At 58.8% G+C, this 19602-nt stretch carries 19 protein-coding genes; 8 read left to right on the forward strand and 11 right to left on the reverse strand.

Annotation, left to right across the window (positions count from 1 at the left end):
- Positions 1-174 precede the first annotated feature (174 nt).
- Positions 175-1395, forward strand: a complete 1221-nt coding sequence (locus tag BM373_RS07000; RefSeq protein WP_090460711.1) for a phosphoadenosine phosphosulfate reductase — start codon at positions 175-177, stop codon at positions 1393-1395.
- Positions 1380-2006 (forward strand): IbrB-like domain-containing protein, encoded by a 627-nt coding sequence (locus tag BM373_RS07005; protein ID WP_090460712.1) that lies wholly within the window; start codon positions 1380-1382, stop codon positions 2004-2006. Before BM373_RS07000 ends, BM373_RS07005 begins: the two co-directional genes overlap by 16 nt.
- Here the strand turns inward: BM373_RS07005 and BM373_RS07010 are convergent, their stop codons facing one another.
- Positions 2007-3167 (reverse strand): pyridoxal phosphate-dependent aminotransferase, encoded by a 1161-nt coding sequence (locus BM373_RS07010; RefSeq protein ID WP_090460713.1) that lies wholly within the window; start codon positions 3165-3167, stop codon positions 2007-2009.
- Positions 3168-3282: 115 nt separating this feature from the next.
- Here BM373_RS07010 and BM373_RS07015 point away from each other — a divergent pair, with 115 nt between their 5' ends.
- The 3 genes from BM373_RS07015 to BM373_RS07025 are packed head-to-tail and all read left to right on the forward strand — an operon-like array spanning position 3283 to position 5119.
- Positions 3283-3894, forward strand: a complete 612-nt coding sequence (locus tag BM373_RS07015; RefSeq protein ID WP_090460714.1) for a methylthioribulose 1-phosphate dehydratase — start codon at positions 3283-3285, stop codon at positions 3892-3894.
- Positions 3891-4580 carry an acireductone synthase gene (gene mtnC, locus BM373_RS07020; protein ID WP_090460715.1) on the forward strand — a complete coding sequence of 230 codons (690 nt, stop codon included), beginning with the start codon at positions 3891-3893 and terminating at the stop codon, positions 4578-4580. The genes BM373_RS07015 and mtnC overlap by 4 nt, the downstream gene beginning before the upstream one ends.
- Positions 4577-5119 carry a 1,2-dihydroxy-3-keto-5-methylthiopentene dioxygenase gene (locus BM373_RS07025; protein WP_090460716.1) on the forward strand — a complete coding sequence of 181 codons (543 nt, stop codon included), beginning with the start codon at positions 4577-4579 and terminating at the stop codon, positions 5117-5119. The genes mtnC and BM373_RS07025 overlap by 4 nt, the downstream gene beginning before the upstream one ends.
- Positions 5120-5264: 145 nt before the next feature.
- Here BM373_RS07025 and mtnA read toward each other — a convergent pair whose 3' ends face one another.
- On the reverse strand, positions 5265-6263 hold the full coding sequence (gene mtnA, locus BM373_RS07030) for an S-methyl-5-thioribose-1-phosphate isomerase (protein WP_090460717.1): 999 nt from the start codon (positions 6261-6263) through the stop codon (positions 5265-5267).
- 105 nt (positions 6264-6368) lie between these two features.
- On the opposite strand from mtnA, the gene mtnK reads away from it, so the two are divergent.
- Positions 6369-7568, forward strand: coding sequence for an S-methyl-5-thioribose kinase (gene mtnK, locus BM373_RS07035; RefSeq protein ID WP_090460718.1), 1200 nt, complete (start codon positions 6369-6371; stop codon positions 7566-7568).
- 133 nt (positions 7569-7701) lie between these two features.
- Here mtnK and BM373_RS07040 read toward each other — a convergent pair whose 3' ends face one another.
- The 4 genes from BM373_RS07040 to BM373_RS07055 form a co-directional block, all read right to left on the reverse strand.
- Positions 7702-8946, reverse strand: coding sequence for an LVIVD repeat-containing protein (locus BM373_RS07040; protein ID WP_090460719.1), 1245 nt, complete (start codon positions 8944-8946; stop codon positions 7702-7704).
- Positions 8947-9102: 156 nt separating this feature from the next.
- The gene (locus tag BM373_RS07045; protein WP_090460720.1) at positions 9103-10161 is read right to left on the reverse strand and encodes a sugar ABC transporter substrate-binding protein; all 1059 of its coding nucleotides are present in this window, start codon (positions 10159-10161) and stop codon (positions 9103-9105) included.
- Between the two features lie 23 nt (positions 10162-10184).
- The gene (locus BM373_RS07050; RefSeq protein WP_090460721.1) at positions 10185-11180 is read right to left on the reverse strand and encodes an ABC transporter permease; all 996 of its coding nucleotides are present in this window, start codon (positions 11178-11180) and stop codon (positions 10185-10187) included.
- Positions 11177-12679, reverse strand: a complete 1503-nt coding sequence (locus BM373_RS07055; RefSeq protein ID WP_090460722.1) for a sugar ABC transporter ATP-binding protein — start codon at positions 12677-12679, stop codon at positions 11177-11179. The genes BM373_RS07050 and BM373_RS07055 overlap by 4 nt, the downstream gene beginning before the upstream one ends.
- 162 nt (positions 12680-12841) lie before the next feature.
- On the opposite strand from BM373_RS07055, the gene BM373_RS07060 reads away from it, so the two are divergent.
- Positions 12842-13930: an oxidoreductase gene (locus BM373_RS07060; protein WP_090460723.1), complete on the forward strand. Its 1089-nt coding sequence runs from the start codon at positions 12842-12844 to the stop codon at positions 13928-13930.
- 72 nt (positions 13931-14002) lie between these two features.
- A complete protein-coding gene (locus BM373_RS07065; protein ID WP_090460724.1) occupies positions 14003-14746 on the forward strand; it encodes an SDR family NAD(P)-dependent oxidoreductase in 744 nt (247 codons plus the stop codon).
- Here the strand turns inward: BM373_RS07065 and BM373_RS07070 are convergent, their stop codons facing one another.
- From BM373_RS07070 to BM373_RS07090, 5 genes are all read right to left on the reverse strand, one after another.
- Positions 14747-14944: a YbdD/YjiX family protein gene (locus tag BM373_RS07070; protein WP_090460725.1), complete on the reverse strand. Its 198-nt coding sequence runs from the start codon at positions 14942-14944 to the stop codon at positions 14747-14749.
- A 116-nt stretch (positions 14945-15060) separates the two neighbouring features.
- Entirely contained in the window at positions 15061-17166 is a 2106-nt protein-coding gene (gene cstA / locus BM373_RS07075) for a pyruvate/proton symporter CstA (RefSeq protein WP_090460726.1), read from the reverse strand.
- A gap of 402 nt (positions 17167-17568) precedes the next feature.
- Positions 17569-17982 (reverse strand): proofreading thioesterase EntH, encoded by a 414-nt coding sequence (gene entH / locus BM373_RS07080; RefSeq protein ID WP_090460727.1) that lies wholly within the window; start codon positions 17980-17982, stop codon positions 17569-17571.
- Positions 17982-18737, reverse strand: coding sequence for a 2,3-dihydro-2,3-dihydroxybenzoate dehydrogenase EntA (gene entA / locus BM373_RS07085; protein WP_177220125.1), 756 nt, complete (start codon positions 18735-18737; stop codon positions 17982-17984). Before entA ends, entH begins: the two co-directional genes overlap by 1 nt.
- Positions 18737-19591 carry an isochorismatase gene (locus tag BM373_RS07090; RefSeq protein WP_090460728.1) on the reverse strand — a complete coding sequence of 285 codons (855 nt, stop codon included), beginning with the start codon at positions 19589-19591 and terminating at the stop codon, positions 18737-18739. Before BM373_RS07090 ends, entA begins: the two co-directional genes overlap by 1 nt.
- Positions 19592-19602 lie beyond the last annotated feature (11 nt).

Consider the following 19602-nt stretch of genomic DNA (forward strand, 5'->3'; position numbering starts at 1 on the left):
GGGTTAAAAAGGCGTGGCCTTATTAATTCATAAAATTTATTAATAGAAAATCCCCGGTAATAACTGTTCATTTAACTTTAATCATTAAGGGAAAATAAACATTCACCTGCACCATTTTTTACTGCATTATTGTCGCCCGAACAGTGCACCTGCCCTAATTGGGAATTGATTTTTATGTCAATGCTTAAAATTGAGTTGCAGCAAAATGTCTATGAGGCCACCCTGGACCGCATTAACTGGACGTTCGACACGCTGCCACGTATTTGTGTTTCATTTTCTGGCGGGAAAGATTCAACGGTAATGTTGCATCTGGTGGCGCAAATAGCGCGGCAGCGAAAAAGAAAGATCTCGGTGTTATTTATTGACTGGGAGGCGCAATTTTCCTGCACTATTGAACATGTCGAAAGTATGCGGGCGCTTTACCAGGATGTGATTGAGGATTTTTACTGGATAGCCCTGCCGCTCACCACGCAAAACGCCCTCTCCCAGTACGAACCGGAATGGCAGTGCTGGCAGCCGGGCAAACCCTGGGTACGCAAGCCGCCTGCCCATGCCATCACCGACCCCGCTTATTTCCCCTTTTACCAGCCGGCAATGACCTTCGAAACCTTTGTCCACTGTTTTGCCGACTGGTTTGCCAATCATCGCCCGGCCACCGTGATGATTGGTATCCGCGCCGACGAATCCATCAACCGCTTTAACGCCATCGCCTCCGGGCGTAAACAGCGCTTTGCCGATGACAAACCCTGGACCTCCGTGGCAGCGCGCGGTCATAGCTGGTATGTGTACCCGATTTATGACTGGAAAACGGCCGACGTCTGGACATGGTTTGCGAAGTCGGGCGAACGCTACAACCCGCTCTACAACCTGATGTACCAGGCGGGCGTTCCCCTGCGCTATATGCGCATTTGCGAGCCGTTTGGCCCGGAGCAGCGCCAGGGATTGTGGCTTTATCATGTGCTGGAGCCTGAACGCTGGGCCGCAATGTGCGAGCGCGTCAGCGGGGTTTGCAGCGGCGGGGTGTATGCCGGAAAAGACAATACCTTTTATGGTCACCGCAAAATCAGCAAGCCCGACGGCCATAGCTGGCAATCCTACACCAGCCTGCTGCTTTACAGTATGCCCGCCCCCACCGCCAGTCATTACAAGAACAAAATCGCCGTTTACATCAACTGGTACCGTAAAAAAGGGTTTGAGATCCCCGATACCCAGGACGGTGATATTGGCTACAAAGATATCCCGTCGTGGCGGCGCATCTGTAAAGTTCTGCTTAACAATGACTACTGGTGCCGCGCGCTTTCTTTTAGTCCTAACAAACCTGGTAATTACAAACGCTACAGCGAACGCATGGCGGAAAAACGAAAAGAGTGGGGGATCTTATGCGACAACGACTGATTTCTGAGATGAAAGCCTATTTAGAATCCATACCTGAGGAGAATCGTATTGATGCTATCAATGCGTTTCGCCTGGCGTTGCACGAGCTTAGCCCGTTTAAGGAGCAGCCTGTTGACTGCGTGCTGTGGGTGAAACAGGAGTGCATCGACGGCAACGACTACAACCCCAATAACGTTGCGCCGCCTGAGAAACGCCTGCTGCTGAAATCGCTGGAAGCTGACGGCTTCACGCAGCCTGTCGTGGTGATGCAGCATCGGGAAAATCACTTTGAGATCATCGACGGCTTTCACCGTCACGAACTGGGCAAAGAGAAACCGGCGCTGAAAAAACAGCTAAAAGGCTATCTGCCCGTCACCTGCATCCGTAGCGGAAACCAGACCCGTGCAGACCGGATGGCCTCCACCGTTCGTCACAACCGGGCGCGGGGACGGCATAAAATTCATGATATGTCAGAGATTGTCCGCGAACTGGCGCAACTGGGCTGGAAAGATGAGCGCATCAGTAAAGAACTGGGGATGGACAGCGATGAAGTGCTGCGCTTAAAGCAAATCAACGGCCTGCTGGAACTGTTCGCAGACCGTCGATTTTCCCGCGCATGGACGGTGAAATAATCAGAGTTTACACAGGCGTTCTGCCGCTGCCAGCAGCGTGGCGGTCTGCTTCGCAAAGCACAGGCGAATCAGCTTATGCGGGAACGGATCGGCACAAAACACCGAGAGCGGAATAGCGGCAACGCCCGCTTCTCTGGTCAGCCACTCGCAAAAGCTGACGTCATCCAGATCGGAGATCGCGCTGTAATCGGCCAGCAAAAAGTAGGTGCCTTCGCAGGGTAAAATCTCAAGGCGGCTGTCGGCGAGCGCGTTTATCAGCACGTCGCGCTTTTGCTGATAAAACGCCGGAAGTTCCTGATAATGCTCAGGCGATGCGCGCAGCATATCCGCCAGCGCCAGTTGCGCCGGGGTGTTGACCGAAAAGGTCAGATACTGATGCACCTTGCGCAGTTCCGCGCTGATGGCCGCCGGAGCCACGCAGTAGCCCACTTTCCAGCCGGTCATATGATAGGTTTTGCCAAACGACGACACCGCCACCGCGCGGCCCCGCAACTGCGGATGCGCCAGCACGCTGGCATGGCCGTCTTTGGCAAAACAGATATGTTCATACACTTCATCGCTGATGACGTAGATTTCCCGCTCCGCAATGGCCTGCCACAGCGCGGCATAATCAGCTTTCGTCCATACCGTAGCCGACGGGTTATGCGGCGTGTTGAGGATCACCAGCCGGGTTTTGTCACTTAACAGCGCCGCGAACGCCTGCCAGTCCACCGCAAAATGCGGCGGTTGCAGGGCAATGCGTTTGAGCACGCCGCCGGAGAGTTCCACCGCAGGCGCGTAGCTGTCGTAGCTCGGATCAAAGCAGATCACTTCATCGCCCGCGCGCACCAGCGCGGTGATCGCCGCGTACAGCGCTTCGGTTGCCCCTGCCGTAACGGTGACCTCACTGTTGGCATCGGGCTTGTAGCCATACAGCGCGTCGGTTTTATCGGCAATCGCCTCACGCAGCGCCGCCACACCGGTCATCGGCGCGTACTGATTTGCGCCCGCCGCCACATGGTGCGCCAGACGTTCCTGTAAATAGCGCGGGCCGTCAAAATCCGGGAATCCCTGGGAAAGATTAATCGCCTGGTACTCCTGCGCCAGCGCGCTCATCCGGGTGAAAATCGTGGTGCCAAGGGCGGGAAGTTTACTTTGTGGGATCAGTGTGTTGTCGCTCATGAATGCAGGCCTGATTGTAATACTGATGTTGCTGCCACTATAACACGATGTTAGTATTTGGCAATCAAGACGCTTAGACGTCTAAACAATAACGATATCCGCACAGGACATAACAATGACAGACAACCTGCAACTGACCGCTCTCGTTGACGCCTGCCACTGGATTGGTGCAAAAGGCTGGGCCCCGGCGACGGGCGGCAATATGTCCGTGCGGGAAGACGCAAACCGCTGCTGGCTGAGCGAATCCGGTAAAGACAAAGGCACCCTCACCCCTGCGGATTTCCTGTTAGTGGATATCGACACCAACATCGCACCGTCCGGACGCAAACCGTCGGCGGAAACCGGCCTGCACACGCTGATTTACCGCCTGTTTCCTGAGGCGAACGCCGTGCTGCATGTACACACCGTGAACGCCACCGTGCTGTCGCGCATTGAAAAATCTGCGCTGCTGAACCTGCACGGCTACGAGATGCAAAAATCCCTCAGCGGGCAGACGTCGCATCTGGATACGGTGCCGGTCGCCCTGTTCGATAATGACCAGGATATCGACGCCCTCGCCCGTCGCATCGCCGACACCGATCCCGTGAACCTGAAATATGGTTTTCTGTTGCGCGGTCATGGTTTAACCTGCTGGGGACGCAGCGTGGCAGAAGCCCGCCGTCACCTCGAAGGTCTGGAATTTTTATTTGACTGCGAAATGCGTTTACGACTGCTGGAGAGAGAATGATCCGCGCGATAGTTACCGATATTGAAGGCACCACCAGCGATATTCGCTTTGTGCACAACGTCCTGTTCCCGTATGCGCGTGAGCGGCTGGCCGCCTTCATCACCGCGCAACAGTACGCCGATCCGGTGAACACCATCCTCGACAATCTGCGGGCCGAAATCGGCCAGCCGGACGCCACCGCCGCGCAACTGACGCAGACGCTGTTTACCTTTATGGATGAGGATCGCAAATCCACGGCGCTGAAAGCGTTGCAGGGGATCATCTGGCGCGACGGCTATGTGAATGGCGATTTTACCGGCCATCTCTACCCGGATGTCCTGCCTTCGCTGGAAAAATGGAAAGCGAAAGGCATTGATCTGTATGTATATTCCTCCGGCTCCGTTGCCGCGCAAAAACTGTTATTTGGCTACAGCGACGAAGGTGATATTACTCATCTGTTCAGCGGCTATTTTGATACCCATATCGGGGCCAAGCGCGAGGTGCAGTCATACCAGACTATCGCCGCGCAACTGGGCCTCGCCCCGGCGCAGATCCTGTTTCTGTCGGACATTCATCAGGAACTGGACGCGGCTGAACAGGCCGGTTTACGCACCATCCAGTTAATTCGCGGTGATGACGATGCCGCCAGCCATCATCACCAGGTTTCCCGTTTTGACATAATTGACCCGGAGCAGATCCCTTCATGAGCGCACTGACGATTTTTTCCGCCACCGATGCCAGCCAGCCGACGTGGCAGAGCACCGACGCCCACGAGATCCAGCAGCAACTGAACGCGAAAGGCGTGCGCTTTGAGCGCTGGCAGGCCGACCGCGATCTGGGCGAAAACCCGTCGTCTGAAACGGTGATTGAGGCCTATCAGGGGGCCATTGATAAACTGGTGGCTGAGAAAGGCTACCAGAGCTGGGATGTGATCAGCCTGCGTGCCGACAATCCGCAAAAAGACGCCCTGCGCGCAAAATTTCTCAACGAACACACCCACGGCGAAGACGAAGTACGCTTTTTTGTCGAAGGTGCCGGGCTGTTTTGCCTGCACATCGGCGACGAGGTGTATCAGGTCCTGTGCGAGAAAAACGACCTGATCTCCGTCCCCGCCGGAACCCCGCACTGGTTTGATATGGGATCGGAGCCGAATTTTACCGCGATCCGGATTTTTGATAATCCCGAAGGCTGGGTGGCGCAGTTTACCGGTGATGCGATTGCGGATGCGTATCCGCGACTGGCGTAGGTTCCTCTTCCCCTCACCCCGGCCCTCTCCCCAGGGGAGAGGGAGGTTTTCGTCCCCTCTCCCTCAGGGAGAGGGTCAGGGTGAGGGTGATTTTCGTCCCCTCTCCCTCAGGGAGAGGGTCAGGGTGAGGGTGATTTACCAAAACTCAACCCAACGGAAACCTCACCACCCCCGTATCCAGCACCCACCCGGTAATCAGCTCCGCGGGCGTCACATCAAACGCCGGGTTATACACACGTGCCGCGTCCGGTGCCCATTGCACAGCACCAAAACTTCCGGCCACGCCGGTCACTTCGCGGGCGTCGCGCTGCTCGATAGGGATCGCCTCGCCGTTCGGACAGTCCGGATCCAGCGTGGTATGCGGGGCCGCCACGTAAAACGGAATGTTGTGGAATTTCGCCAGCACCGCCAGCGAATAGGTGCCGATTTTATTCGCCACATCGCCGTTTGCCGCAATGCGATCCGCGCCGACCCATACCGCGTCCACCTGCCCTTTCGCCATCAGGCTTGCCGCCATCGAATCGGTAATAAGCTGATACGGCACGCTCAGCTCGCCCAGTTCCCAGGCGGTTAAACGTCCGCCCTGCAACAGCGGACGCGTCTCATCGACCCATACGTTCGCCACCTTGCCTTCCTGGTGCGCGCGGGCAATCACCCCCAGCGCCGTACCCACGCCTGCCGTTGCCAGCCCGCCGGTGTTGCAGTGTGTCAGCAAACGGCTGCCCGGCGTCACCAGCGCACTCCCGGCGCGGGCGATGTCATCACACAGCCGCTTATCTTCATCAATCAGCCGCCCGGCTTCCGCTTCCAGCGCATGCACAAAATCCGCCTGTGCTAACGCCAGCTTCATCCGGTCGAGGTTATTCATCAGGTTGACCGCCGTTGGACGTGACGCGCGCAGCGTTTCCAGCGCGGTGCTCAGTTCATCACGCGCTACTCCCCGCCCGGCGAGCAGCGCCAGCAGCAGGCTGGCCGACAGGCCGATCAGCGGCGCACCGCGCACCCTGAGGGCGTGAATATGCCCCACCAGATCCTCTACGCTGTTCGCCGGAAGCCAGTTTTTCTCCTGCGGCAGCGCCTGCTGATCGAGAATAAATAATTGATTTTCCCTGACGCGCAGGCTGGTGGTCTGTAATGGCTGCATATCGTTAAATCCCTGTTGCGTTGTTGTAGCTTATTGTGTCAGGATGAAATCCAGATGTATAGACGTCTGAATGGCTTTATAACCAGAATAATGAGGATAACGGCAATGTCGCAATACCGAACCTTCAACGCGGACGATGCAGTCGCGTATGCACAACAATTTGGCGGTCTGGATAACCCGTCCGAACTCGTTTCTGCGCAGGAGGTCGGCGACGGCAATCTCAATTTGGTGTTTAAGATTTTCGACACCCAGGGCGTCAGCCGCATTATCGTCAAACAGGCGCTGCCCTACGTGCGCTGCGTGGGCGAATCCTGGCCTTTGACGCTCGATCGCGCCCGCCTTGAGGCGCAAACGCTGGTCGAGCATTTCAAACACAGCCCGCAGCACACGGTGCAAATCCTGCATTTCGACCCGGAACTGGCGGTGATGGTGATGGAAGATCTCTCCGATCACCGCATCTGGCGCGGCGAATTAATCGCGAACCGCTATTACCCGCAGGCGGCCCGCCAGTTAGGGGAATACCTCGCGCAGACGCTGTTTCACACCAGCGATTTTTACCTGCATCCGCACCAGAAAAAGGCGCAGGTGGCGCAGTTTATCAACCCGGAAATGTGCGAGATCACCGAAGATCTGTTCTTTAACGATCCGTACCAGATCCACGAGCGCAATAATTATCCGGCGGCGCTTGAAGCCGATGTCGCCGCCCTGCGCGATGACGCCCAGCTCAAGCTGGCGGTGGCCTCGCTTAAGCACACGTTCTTCTCCCACGCCGAGGCGCTGCTGCACGGCGATATTCACAGCGGCTCGATTTTTGTTGCCGACGGCAGCCTGAAGGCGATTGACGCCGAATTTGGTTATGTCGGCCCGATAGGGTTTGATATCGGCACCGCCATCGGCAACCTGTTACTGAACTACTGCGGTCTGCCGGGGCATCTGGGTATCCGCGATGCCGCCAGCGCCCGCGAGCAGCGCCTGACCGATATTCAGGAACTGTGGAACACCTTTGCCGAACGCTTCCAGGCGCTGGCGGTGGAAAAAACCCGCGATAGCGCGCTCAGCACGCCGGGCTACGCCTCGCAGTTTTTACAAAAAGTCTGGACCGATGCGGTCGGCTTCTGCGGCAGCGAACTGATCCGCAGAAGCGTGGGCCTGTCGCACGTGGCGGATATCGACACCATCCGCGATGACGACATGCGCCACGACTGCCTGCGCCACGCGATTACGCTGGGTAAAGCGCTGATCGTGATTGCGCCACGGATCCACAGTGCGGAGGAGTTTATCGCGCGGGTACGGCAGTACGGCTAATTGTGGTCTGGTTTCCCCTCACCCCGGCCCTCTCCCCAGGGGAGAGGGAGGTTTTAGCCCCCTCTCCCTGAGGGCGAGTTTGTGCACAATCTGTCCCCTCTCCCTCAGGGAGAGGGTTAGGGTGAGGGTGGTTTCACCCCAAATACTCAATCACCGACAACCCACCGTTATAATCCGTGCTGTAAATCATCCCCTGCGCATCAACAAACACATCACACGACTGGATCACCTGCGGGCGGCCTGGCCTTGTGTCCATCATCTTCGCCGGTGCGGCGGGCACCAGCGCGCCAGTTTCCACCGGGCGGTACGGGTTTGAAATGTCATACGCGCGCACGCCTGCGTTCTGGTACGTCGCAAAAATCAGCGTCGAGCTGACAAAACTCCCCGGCCGGTTTTCGTGCAGGTTGTGCGGGCCGAAGTGCGCCCCTTTTGCCACGTAATCCCGCTCGTCCGGCTGCGGGAAAGTAGAAATACTCACCGGGTTCGACGGCTCGCGGATATCAAACAGCCAGATCAGCTTCTCGCCATCTTCCTGATTGTCGAGCACCGCCTCGTCGAGCACCACCAGCAGATCCCGGTCCGGGAGCGGCAGCGCGGTGTGCGTACCGCCGCCAAACGGCGGGCTCCAGTTGCGATGGCTGATAAGTTTCGGCTGGGTGCGATCCTTCACGTCCAGCAGTGTCAGTCCGCCGTCGCGCCAGCTTCCGTAAGCGGTGTCGCCTGCGATAATCGCGTGATGCAGCGCGTAGCGTTTGCCTTCCGGCCAGCTTTGCGTTTCGCCTGCCGCCTGATTCATGCCCGGCAACCACCAGCGTCCGGCGACTTCCGGTTTACGCGGATTGCTCATATCGATGGTCAGGAAAATGTAATCGGTAAAGCCGTCAATCAGCGCCGATACATACGCCCAGCGCCCGCCGACGTACCAGATGCGGTGAATGCCAATCCCGTCGAGGGATAAAAAGCCGATTTCGCGCGGTTTGTCGGGGGTTGAAATATCAAATACCCGTAGCCCGGCGCTCCAGCCTTTGTCCTGCACGTCACTCACCGTGTCGCCCACGGAGCGGGTGTAGTAAACCTTTTCATCCGCGAAACGCGCATCGGCGAACAGATCCCTTGCGTTTATCACCAGCAGCAGATCGTCATGCGCCTGCAAATGCACGTTCCAGGTCCCCGGCGGCGCGGGCACGTAGCCTGCCGGTTTCGGGTTTCTTCCGTCGCGCACATCCACAATTGAAAAGCCCTGCGACACCATATGACCGATGTACGCAAAGCCGCGGTGCACCATTAATTGCACCCCGTCCGGGCGACCGCCCTGGTCAGAATGGCCGATCAGCCGCATGTTGCGGCTGTATTCGGGGGTGGGTAATTCGAAAGCCATTTTTTTTACCTCGACTGCACCCTCACCCTAACCCTCTCCCTGAGGGAGAGGGGACAGATTATGCATAAACTCGCCCTCAGGGAGAGGGGACAGATTGTGCACAGACCCGCCTTTCTCCCTCTCCCTCAGGGAGAGGGCCGGGGTGAGGGTAAGCCCTTATTTATTTTTTGCTTCCAGCGTCGCAAACCACGGGGCGATAAAATCTTCGGTCTGGCCCCAGCCCGGAATGATTTTGCCCAGCGCGGCGACGTTCACATTGCCCGGCTGGCTTGCCAGCAGCGCCTGCGGAATGGTGGCGGCTTTGAAGTCATAGGTCGCAGGGGTGGTTTCACCGGCGATCTTATTGGCAATAAGGCGCACGTTGGTTGCGCCAATCAGCTTCGGATCGACCGCCACGCTCACTTTCCACGGGCTGCCCGATTCGCGCATCAACTGCAAATCCTGGTTAGAAATGTCGATGCTGTAGAGTTTGATCTCAGTACGGCCATTCTCTTTCAGCGCTTTATACGCGCCCTGGCTGAACGCATCCCAGGTGCCCCAGATCGCGTCGATCTGCCCTTTCGGGTATTTCGCCAGCACCGCGCCGACTTTGTTCGCCGTGTCGCCCTGCACGTCCGATGACACCGCGCCAATGGACTCCAGCTCTTTGATGCCCGGATTCTGTTTCAGCAGCGTCTGGTAGGCCGCCTGGCGACGTTCCATCGGCGGGAAGCCCGCTACCCACAGTTTGATGATGTTGGCCTTGCCGTTGAAATCCTTCACCAGTTCGCCAAAAGAGAGATTTGTCAGCGAGGCGTCATCCTGCTGGGTGACGGTCACGCCTGGGATCTCGCCGTTCACGGCGGTATCAAACACCGAAACCTTAATGCCCGCGTCCACCGCTTTTTTAATCAGTTCTGTGGAGTACGGATCGCGGCCCTGGGAGAGAATAATGCCGTCATATTTCTGGCTGATCGCCTGGTTCACAAAGTCCTGAAACTTCGCGTCGTCGCCATTACTTAAAAAGGTGCTGACTTTAAAGCCGAGCTTTTTGCCTTCGGACACCGCGCCGGAAACAAACTGGGTGGTGTTATCGTCCGATCCTAAATTGCGGATCACCGCAATGCGAACCTGATGATCGGCAATCGCCGCCGGAACCGGCGCAGGCGTGGCGGCATGGCCCGGAACAGCGCTTAACAGGCCCAGCGCCAGCAAAGAGAGTGCGAATTTTTTCATCTGTTTTTCCCCTGAAGAATGATTTAACGACGCTGGAAATAGGTAAGCGCAAGAGCACCGGCCAGCACCAGCCCCTTAATAATGTCCATGGCGTAATACGGTACCGACAGCATCACCAGCCCGTTCGACAGCACGCCGAGAATGACCGCGCCGACCAGCGTACCGAGCGCATTCGGTTTGCCGGACCCGGCGAGCGAAAAGCCGATCCACGCCGCCGCCACCGCGTCCATCAGATAGCCGCCGCCCGCGTTCACCTGCGAGGAGCCGATGCGTGAGGCGAGCAAAATCCCGCCCAGGCCCGCCAGCAACGAGGCGATCACATAGGCCGCCACTTTGTAACGGGTGGTGCGGATACCGGAGAGACGCGCGGCTTCCGGGTTACCGCCAATGGCGTACATCCGGCGACCGTGGGTGGTGAGCGACAGGGCAAGCTGCGCCAGCACCGTCACCACCAGCATGATGATCACGATGGTCGGCACCTGGCCGAGCAGCGCGAAGCCTTCCGGGATCAGCCCTTCCGCCATCTCGCCGCTTGGCAGCAGCATGTTCTGGGTGATGGAGCCGCCGTAGCTGTACGTCATCGCCACGCCCTGAATCACAAACAGGCTGCCGAGGGTGGCGAGCATGTCCGGGATACGCAGAATGACGATCAGAAAGGCATTAAACAGCCCGACCAGGGTGCAGAGCGCCAGCGTCACCAGAATCGCTTCGGTGGTGCCAAAGCCGTGCCAGACGAAGAGCGAAATCACCAGCGCATTGGCCAGCGACGCGGTTGAACCTACCGAGAGATCAAAGCCGCCGACGGTCAGCGAGATAGAGACGCCAATAGCAATCACCGTCACGATGGCGATGGAGCGCAAAATATTGATGATGTTAAACGGGTCGAGGAAGTTGTCCGAGGCGAGGCCAAAAATGGCGATCAGCAGCACAACGGTGAGCAACATGCCCCATTTATAGAGAAAATCGAAAAATTGCTGACGGCCCGATGCCGCCGCTTTTACTGAAAGGGCCTTGCTCACGACGCCGTTCCTCCGGTCGAATAATAAAGTAATGTCTCTTCACGGGCCTCAGCGCCTGCGATTTCCGCAACGATTTTGCCGTCCCACAACACGCAGATGCGGTCGCACAGGCCGACCAGTTCGGCAAATTCGCCGGAGGCGTAGATCACGCCCTTGCCTTCCTGCGCGAGGCCATCAATAAGCTGGAACAGATCGGTTTTCGCTTTGACGTCCACGCCTTTGGTCGGCTCATCAAAAATCAGCACCCGGGCGTCGCCGCGCAGCCATTTGCCTATCGCCACTTTTTGCTGGTTGCCACCGGAGAGGCGGCGCAGCGTTTGTCCGGGACCGGAGGTGCGCACGCCGACGCGGGCGATCACTTCCTGCGCCCAGCGCCAGGCTTTGCGATGGCCGAAGAGTCCGAAGCGGGAGAAGCTGTTATCGGCGCTGACCGCCAGATTCATGCTCACCGGCTCGTCAATAAAAATGCCCTCTTTGCGCCGCTCCTCCGGCACCAGCGCCAGACCGCGCAGCACCGAGTCTGCCGGATCGCGCGGTCGCCACGGCTGGCTGTTCAGCTCGCCGCGCGTCACCACGCTTTTACTTGCGCCAAACAGCGCCTTGCAGAGTTCCGTTTTGCCCGCGCCCGCCAGCCCGGCAATGCCGAGAATTTCGCCTTTGCGCAGATGCAGGGAGATATCTTTCAGCAGTCCGTCGTCGTGCAGCCCTTCAATGCGCAGCAGCGTTTCGTCGCTGTGGCGGGTGCGTTTTGGCGGGAAGATGTCGCCCAGTTCATGCCCGAGCATCTTCTCAACGATTTCCTCGCCGCTCAGGTTGTCCATGGGCCCGGATTCAATCAGTTTGCCGTCGCGCAGCACGGTTAAGGTGTCGCAGATGGCTTTCAGTTCGTGAATGCGGTGCGAGATAAAGACGATGCCAATCCCCTGCTGTTGCAGGCGTCGGACCACGGTGAACAGGCGCTCACTTTCATGCTGGTCGAGCGGCGCGGTGGGCTCATCGAGGATCAGAAAACGGCAGTGGTGCGACAGCGCGCGGGCGAGCAGAATTTGCTGTTTTTCAGCAAGCGTGCAGCTATCAATGGAGCGCTTAACATCAAGCTCAACGTCCAGTTGCGCCAGCGCCGCGCGCGCCTGCTGGCGCACAGCCTTCCAGCGGTACGCATGACCGGGCTCCGCGAGCTTATCGAGCATGATGTTTTCGGCAATGGTCAGGCCTGGGATCAGCGCCACGTCCACTTCCTGCTGCACCAGATGAATACCCAGCTGTTTGGCATCGCGCGGCGTGCGGATCGACACCACCTGATGATTAATGGCGATCTCACCTTCGTAATGATCGTGAGTCCCGCACAGCACCGCCATCAGGGTGGATTTGCCCGCGCCGTTTGCGCCCGTCAGCGCGTGAACCGTGCCGCCCCTGAGGGTGAAATCGACATGCGACAGCGCCTTAAAACCGGCAAAGGCCAGCGTGATGGCGCGCATGTCGAGGTGATTGACGCTCATAAGCCGGGGAGTTCCTGAGATTAATAGATTGATTTAACGAATTTTTCACAGCCCCGGCTGGCTGACAACTACGGAAAAGGCATAAGATAAAGCTAAATGTTATTAGCCATCCAGATGTCTAGCCATAACATTGAGTTAGCGATCACGCACAAGGACACCCACATGAGCAACACTGATATTCGCGTCGTACCCGGCCCCGCCAACTATTACTCCCACAGCGGCAGCCTGGCGCGACTGCACGATTTTTACACCCCGGAACAGCTTTCCCGCGCGGTGTGGATCTACGGTGAGCGCGCCATTGCCGCCGCTACCCCTTATCTGCCGGAGAGCTTCCATGCGCCCGGCGCAAGACACCTTCTGTTCAAAGGTCATTGCAGCGAGCATGACGTGGCGGAACTGGTGGCGCAGGCAGGTCACGATCGCAGCGTGGTGATTGGTCTGGGCGGCGGCGCGCTGCTCGACACGGTTAAAGCGGTGGCGCGGCGTTTAGGCCTGCCGGTGGTGGCCGTGCCGACCATTGCCGCCACCTGCGCGGCCTGGACGCCGCTGTCGGTCTGGTACAACGATGCGGGCCAGGCGCTGCATTTTGAAATTTTTGACGACGCCAACTTCCTCGTGCTGGTCGAGCCGGACATCATTCTTAACGCTCCGGCGGAATACCTGCTGGCGGGCATCGGTGACACGCTGGCGAAGTGGTACGAAGCGGTGGTGCTGGCCCCGGCCCCGGAAACCCTGCCGCTGACCGTGCGTCTCGGGATTAACGGCGCGCTGGCGATCCGCGATGTGCTGTTAGAAAGCAGCGAAGCGGCACTGGCAGATCAGGCGCGGGGCGAACTGACCCAGGCGTTCCGCGATGTGGTGGATGCAATCATCGCCGGTGGCGGCATGGTCGGAGGCTTAGGCGAGCGCTATACCCGCGTCGCAGCGGCACACGCGGTGCACAACGGATTAACCGTGCTGCCGCAGACCGACAAATTCCTCCACGGCACCAAAGTGGCCTACGGCATTCTGGTGCAAAGCGCCCTGCTCGGTCAGGATGACGTGCTGGCGCAACTGATCGCCGCTTATCAGCGCTTTAATCTGCCGACGACGCTGGCAGCCCTCGACGTGGATATTCACAACACGGCGGAGCTGGATAGCGTCATCGCCCACACCCTGCGTCCGGTGGAGTCCATTCACTATCTGGCGGTGGAGTTAACCCCGCAGACGCTGCGTGCGGCGTTTGAAAAAGTCGAGGCGTTTAACCGCTAAGCAGGATTGGCAGACGCGAAAAAAGGTGTATACCTTGATGAAGTTTTAACCAAACAGCCATCAGGAGTCACCATGAATAACGATCTTAGCGGTAAACGTGCGCTGGTCACCGGGGCCAGCCGGGGCCTGGGCAAAGCCATTGCGCTGTCGCTGGCACGCGCCGGGGCGGATGTGGCGATCACCTACGAGAAATCCGCCGACAAAGCGCAGGCGGTTGCCGACGACATTTCCCGTCTCGGGCGTAACGGCGTGGCGATCCAGGCCGACAGCGCCAGTGCCGCCGCGATTCGGGCGGCGGTGACGCAAACCGTGGCGCAGTTTGGCGGGCTGGATATTCTGGTCAATAACGCCGGGATCGCGCGCGGCGGGCCGCTGGAGTCGATGTCGCTTGAGGACATTGATGCGCTGATCAACGTCAATATTCGCGGGGTGGTGATTGCGACCCAGGCGGCGATCCCGCATCTGGGCGAGGGCGGGCGAATTATCAATATCGGTAGCTGTCTGGCGAACCGCGTGGCGCTGCCGGGCATTGCCGTCTATTCCATGACTAAATCCGCACTCAATTCATTAACCCGTGGACTGGCCCGTGATTTAGGGCCGCGCGGGATCACGGTAAATCTGGTGCATCCGGGGCCAACTGACAGTGATATGAATCCGGCAGACGGTGAAGGGGCTGACGTGCAGCGCCAGGGGATTGCGCTCGGGCATTACGGCGAAGCGGAAGATATCGCCGGGATTGTGACGTTCCTTGCGAGTCCCGCCGGGAAGCACATCACCGGCACGGGCATCGACGTGGATGGCGGGCTTAACGCCTGATTAGCAGCACTTCACGCCGCCTTTGCTGCCGTAGCGCGCATCCTGGCGGTCGCGGAAAAAGGCTTCGTAGGTCATCGGCGTCTGATCCGGGTGGTTCAGGCGCATATGCTCGACGTAGTTGTCGTAATCCGGCACGCCAATCATCAGCTTTGCCGCCTGGCCGAGGTATTTCCCGGCTTTGGATAGGGTATCGAACATGTTGGCTCCTGTTGGTTGGGTTCACCCTCACCCTAACCCTCTCCCTGAGGGAGAGGGGACTAAAACCTCCCTCTCCCTCAGGGAGAGGGCCGGGGTGAGGGTGACAACAACTAATATCAATGCGCGCTCTTCGCCTGCGCCACAATCTGATCCACATTCCCCGGCATCGGTTCGTACGGCGTCTCTTTCGTCGTCACGTTGCGATCTTTCAGTGCCGCCAGCGCGGTTTTAATCGAGAACACCGCCAGCACCACCACGACCACCATAAAGAAGATCGTCAGGCCTGCATCCAGTCGGTTATTGAACACCAGCTGGCGCAACTGCGATTCGGTGTACTGCACCGGAATGCTGCCGCTGTCGATCATCCCCTGGAAGCGGTTAGCAATGGCCAGGAAGCCCACTTTGGCATCGGGGCTGAACGCTTTTTGCCAGCCTGCGGTCAGGGTACAAATCAGCAGCCACGAGGTTGGCAGCAGTGCGACCCAGGCGTAGCGCTGGCGTTTCATCTTGAACAGCACCACTGCACAAAGCATCAGCGCCATGCCTGCCAGCATCTGGTTGGCAATCCCGAATAGCGGCCACAGGGTGTTAATGCCGCCGAGCGGATCGACCACCCCCTGATGCAGGAAGTAGCCCCATGCCAGCACGCACAACGCCGTCGCCAGCAGGTTCGCCGGTAGCGAATCGGTGCGTTTCAGGCCCGGGTTAATCACCCCCAGCAGATCCTGAAGCATAAAGCGCGCCGCACGCGTCCCCGCATCCACCGCCGTCAGAATAAACAGCGCTTCAAACAGAATCGCGAAGTGATACCAGAACGAGACGTCCATCAGCCCGCCGAGCGCACCGTGCAGGATGTAGGCCATCCCCACCGCCAGCGTCGGCGCACCGCCTGCGCGGGAGATAATCGACTGCTCGCCCACTTCATTGGCAATATTGGTCAGCGTGTCGGGCGTGATGCTAAAGCCCCAGCCGCTCACCACCTGTGCCGCCGATGCCACCACGTCTGTGGTTCCGGCAGGTGCCAGCACCGCCATCGGGCTGTTCATCGCAAAGTAAACGCCCGGATCGATGATGCAGGCGGACACCAGCGCCATGATCGCCACGAACGATTCCATCAGCATGCCGCCATACCCAATCAGGCAGGCCTGATTTTCGTTAGCCAGCATTTTCGGCGTGGTGCCGGAGGCGATCAGCGCGTGGAAGCCCGATACCGCACCGCAGGCAATGGTGATAAACAGGAACGGGAACAGGTTCCCCGTCCACACCGGGCCGGTGCCGTCGATGAATTTGGTCATCGCAGGCATGGTTAGCGTCGGTCGCATGATCAGAATGCCAATCGCCAGGCCAATAATGGTGCCGATTTTCAGGAAGGTGGAGAGATAATCGCGCGGGGCCAGCAGCAGCCACACCGGCAATACCGCCGCCACGAAGCCATAACCCACCAGCATCCAGGTAAGCTGTATGCCGGTAAAGTCAAAGAACGGTGCCCAGGTCGGGCTTTCTGCCACCCAGCCGCCGGAGATAATTGCAAAAATCAGGAATACCAGGCCGATGACCGACACTTCACCGATGCGCCCCGGACGCAGATAGCGGATATAAATGCCCATGAAAATCGCCAGCGGAATGGTAAAGGCGACGGTGTAGGTTCCCCACGGGCTGTGGGTCAGGGCTTTCACCACGATCATCGCCAGCACCGCGAGGATGATCACCATGATCATAAAGCAGGCCACCAGCGCGATAACGCCTGCGGTCGGCCCCATTTCCTCTTTGACCAGCTCACCGAGCGAGCGCCCGTCGCGGCGGGTGGAGACGAACAGCACCATGAAATCCTGCACTGCGCCTGCGAGTACCACGCCCGCGAGGATCCAGATCATCCCCGGCAGGTAGCCCATCTGCGCCGCCAGCACCGGACCGACCAGCGGACCGGCTCCGGCAATCGCCGCAAAATGATGACCGAACAGCACTTTTTTATCGGTGGGAACGTAATCCAGCCCGTCGTTATGCCGCACGGCAGGCGTCATGCGCGTCGCATCCACCGCCAGCACGGTTTTCGCGATGTATTGTCCGTAAAAACGATAGGCAATCAGATAGATACACACCGCTGCGACCACAATCCACAGGGCGTTGATCTGTTCACCACGATTGAGAGCGATATAACCGAGAGCAAATGCACCCACGACGGAGAGCACAGCCCAGATGAGGTATTTCCCTGAGTTGTTCATGGTCTAGTTTCCATCAGCGCAGAGGTAAGTTGTTACATTTTGTATCTATAACACTCGCTGTGGATTTAACAACCTGACAACCGGTGAAAACAGATCTGCCACCAGCTATTTACATCACATTGTTAAGCCGATCACTTTTGCCTGGTGGCAGTGGGACACCCTCACCCCGGCCCTCTCCCTTAGGGAGAGGGAGACTTAAAGCACCCTCACCCCGACCCTCTCCCTCAGGGAGAAGGGGACTTAAAGCACCCTCACCCCGGCCCTCTCCCTCAGGGAGGGGGGGACTTAAAGCACCCTCACCCCGGCCCTCTCCCTCAGGAAGGGGGAAAGGCGGGTCTGTGCACAATCTGTTCCCTCTCCCTCAGGGAGAGGGTTAGGGTGAGGGTGAAACCGTCCCACCCACTACCCCATTACCGCCGTACCCAGCCTGCACGTGCAGCACCGCCTTCCCTGCTCGTCAAACACCACAATCTCCCAGCTTTGCGACTGCCGCCCAAGGTGCAGCGGCTGGCAGACGCCACGGACTTTACCTTGCGACACCGGGCGATGATGCGTGGCGTTAAGCTCCGTCCCCACCACGCACTGTCCGTCGCGGGTCATCAGGTACCCGGCCATTGAGCCCAGCGTTTCCGCCAGCGCTGCTGACGCGCCGCCGTGCAGCAGGCCAAACGGCTGATGGGTGCGGGCGTCCACCGGCATTTCCGCTTCCAGCCGGTCGTCCGTCAGTTGGGTATAAACAATGCCAAGATGCGCCACCATCGTGTTCGCGCTGGTGGCGTTAAGTTCATCAAGCGTTAAGTGACGTTTCCAGATCATCAGGCCCCCAGCGTTGAACCGCCGTCTACCACGATATCCTGTAGCGTGATGTGGCTGGCTAAATCCGAGGCGAGAAACAGTACAGTGTTGGCAATCTCCTGCGGGCGGGCGATTTTACCCAGCGGAATGCCAAGCTTAAATTGCTCCGCAAAACCGCGGACCCGCAACTGCTCCGCGTCGTCGCTGGTCCACAGCGTGCGCTGCATGTCGGTGTCGGTGGAGCCGGGCGAGACAATATTGCAGCGTACGCCGCTGGCCGCCAGCTCCAGCCCTACCGTTAAGGCGAGGTTTTTTAACGCCGCTTTCGATGCGCCGTAAGCACTCATGCCGAGGCGCGGGGTGTGCGCCGCGTCGGACGCTACGGTGACAATCGCCCCGCCTTTTTGTGCGCGGAACTGCCCCATGGTGCGCTGAAAGAGGTTAAACGCCCCGCCGACGTTGACCGCAAAAGTCTGCTGCCAGTCGTCGGGCGAAAGCTGATCCGTCGCCCCCATGCGTAAAATCCCGGCGGCGTTAACCAGCACGTCCAGACGCTCAGTCTGCGCCAGTAAGCGCGCACAGGTGGCGGCGACCTGCTGCGCATCGGCAACATCAAGCTGTTCACAGGCGAACGGATACGCCGCCTGGTCGAACGCCACGTCAAAGCCCGTCACCGTTGCGCCCGCGTCGGCAAACGCCTGCGCGGTGGCGTAACCGATGCCCTTTCCGGCCCCGGTCACCCACACGGTTTTGCCGGTGAAATCCAGCGCGGCCATTACTTCACCTCGCGCGACAGCAGCGCCCACCAGGCGTCAATCGTCGGATTTTTTGCCAGCATCACAAAATCAATGTCGCCGTGCACTTTGCGCCAGCGGGCGGCCAGCGCCATCATGCGCACCGAATCCAGACCGTAATCGATCAGGTTTTCGTCATCCAGCGGCTCGTCGGATTCGTCGAGCAGCGGCAGGATCACCGCCCGCAGCGCCGCCTTGCTGCCCGGCACCGATGGCATCAGTTCTTCGGTCATCACCACGCGGCCCGAGCGCCCGGCGACGTAGTTCAGCGCCATCAAATGCTCGTCGCGGGTGAAATCCGCCAGCGCGTCGGCAACCATAAACGGTTTGATGTCGCGCATAAAAGCGTCGGTGGCGGTGGTCATGCAGCCGATGTGCGCGTACACGCCGGTGATGAGCAGCTGATTGCGCCCGCTCGCTTTGAGCATCTGCTCAAGCTCAGATCGGTGAAACGCGCTGTAACGCCACTTCACCAGCACGGTGTCGTCTGCGTCCGGGGCCAGCGCATCGACCACCTTTTGCTCTTCCGGCTTGCGGGTCAGGCCCGGTCCCCACATGTCGTTTAACAGGGCGCGATCGTCGTCGCTCTGATCTTTCGGCTGGGCGGTGTAATAGACCGGAATATTGTGCTGTTTGCAGAACTGGCGCAGGGCGGCGATGTTGGCGATGACCTGCTCCATCATCGGGCAGTTATCGCCCCAGAAGTTGATGAAATAGTCCTGCATGTCGTGGATCAGCAGCGCCGCGCGCTCAGGCTCGAAGGCCCAGTTGACTTTGTTCTGCGGGATCTCTGCGGCGACGGGCAGCGCATAGCCGGTTAATTTTGGGATTGCCATTGTTGCTCCTG

Source organism: Enterobacter sp. kpr-6, from assembly GCF_900116015.1.
GTDB lineage: Bacteria > Pseudomonadota > Gammaproteobacteria > Enterobacterales > Enterobacteriaceae > Enterobacter_D.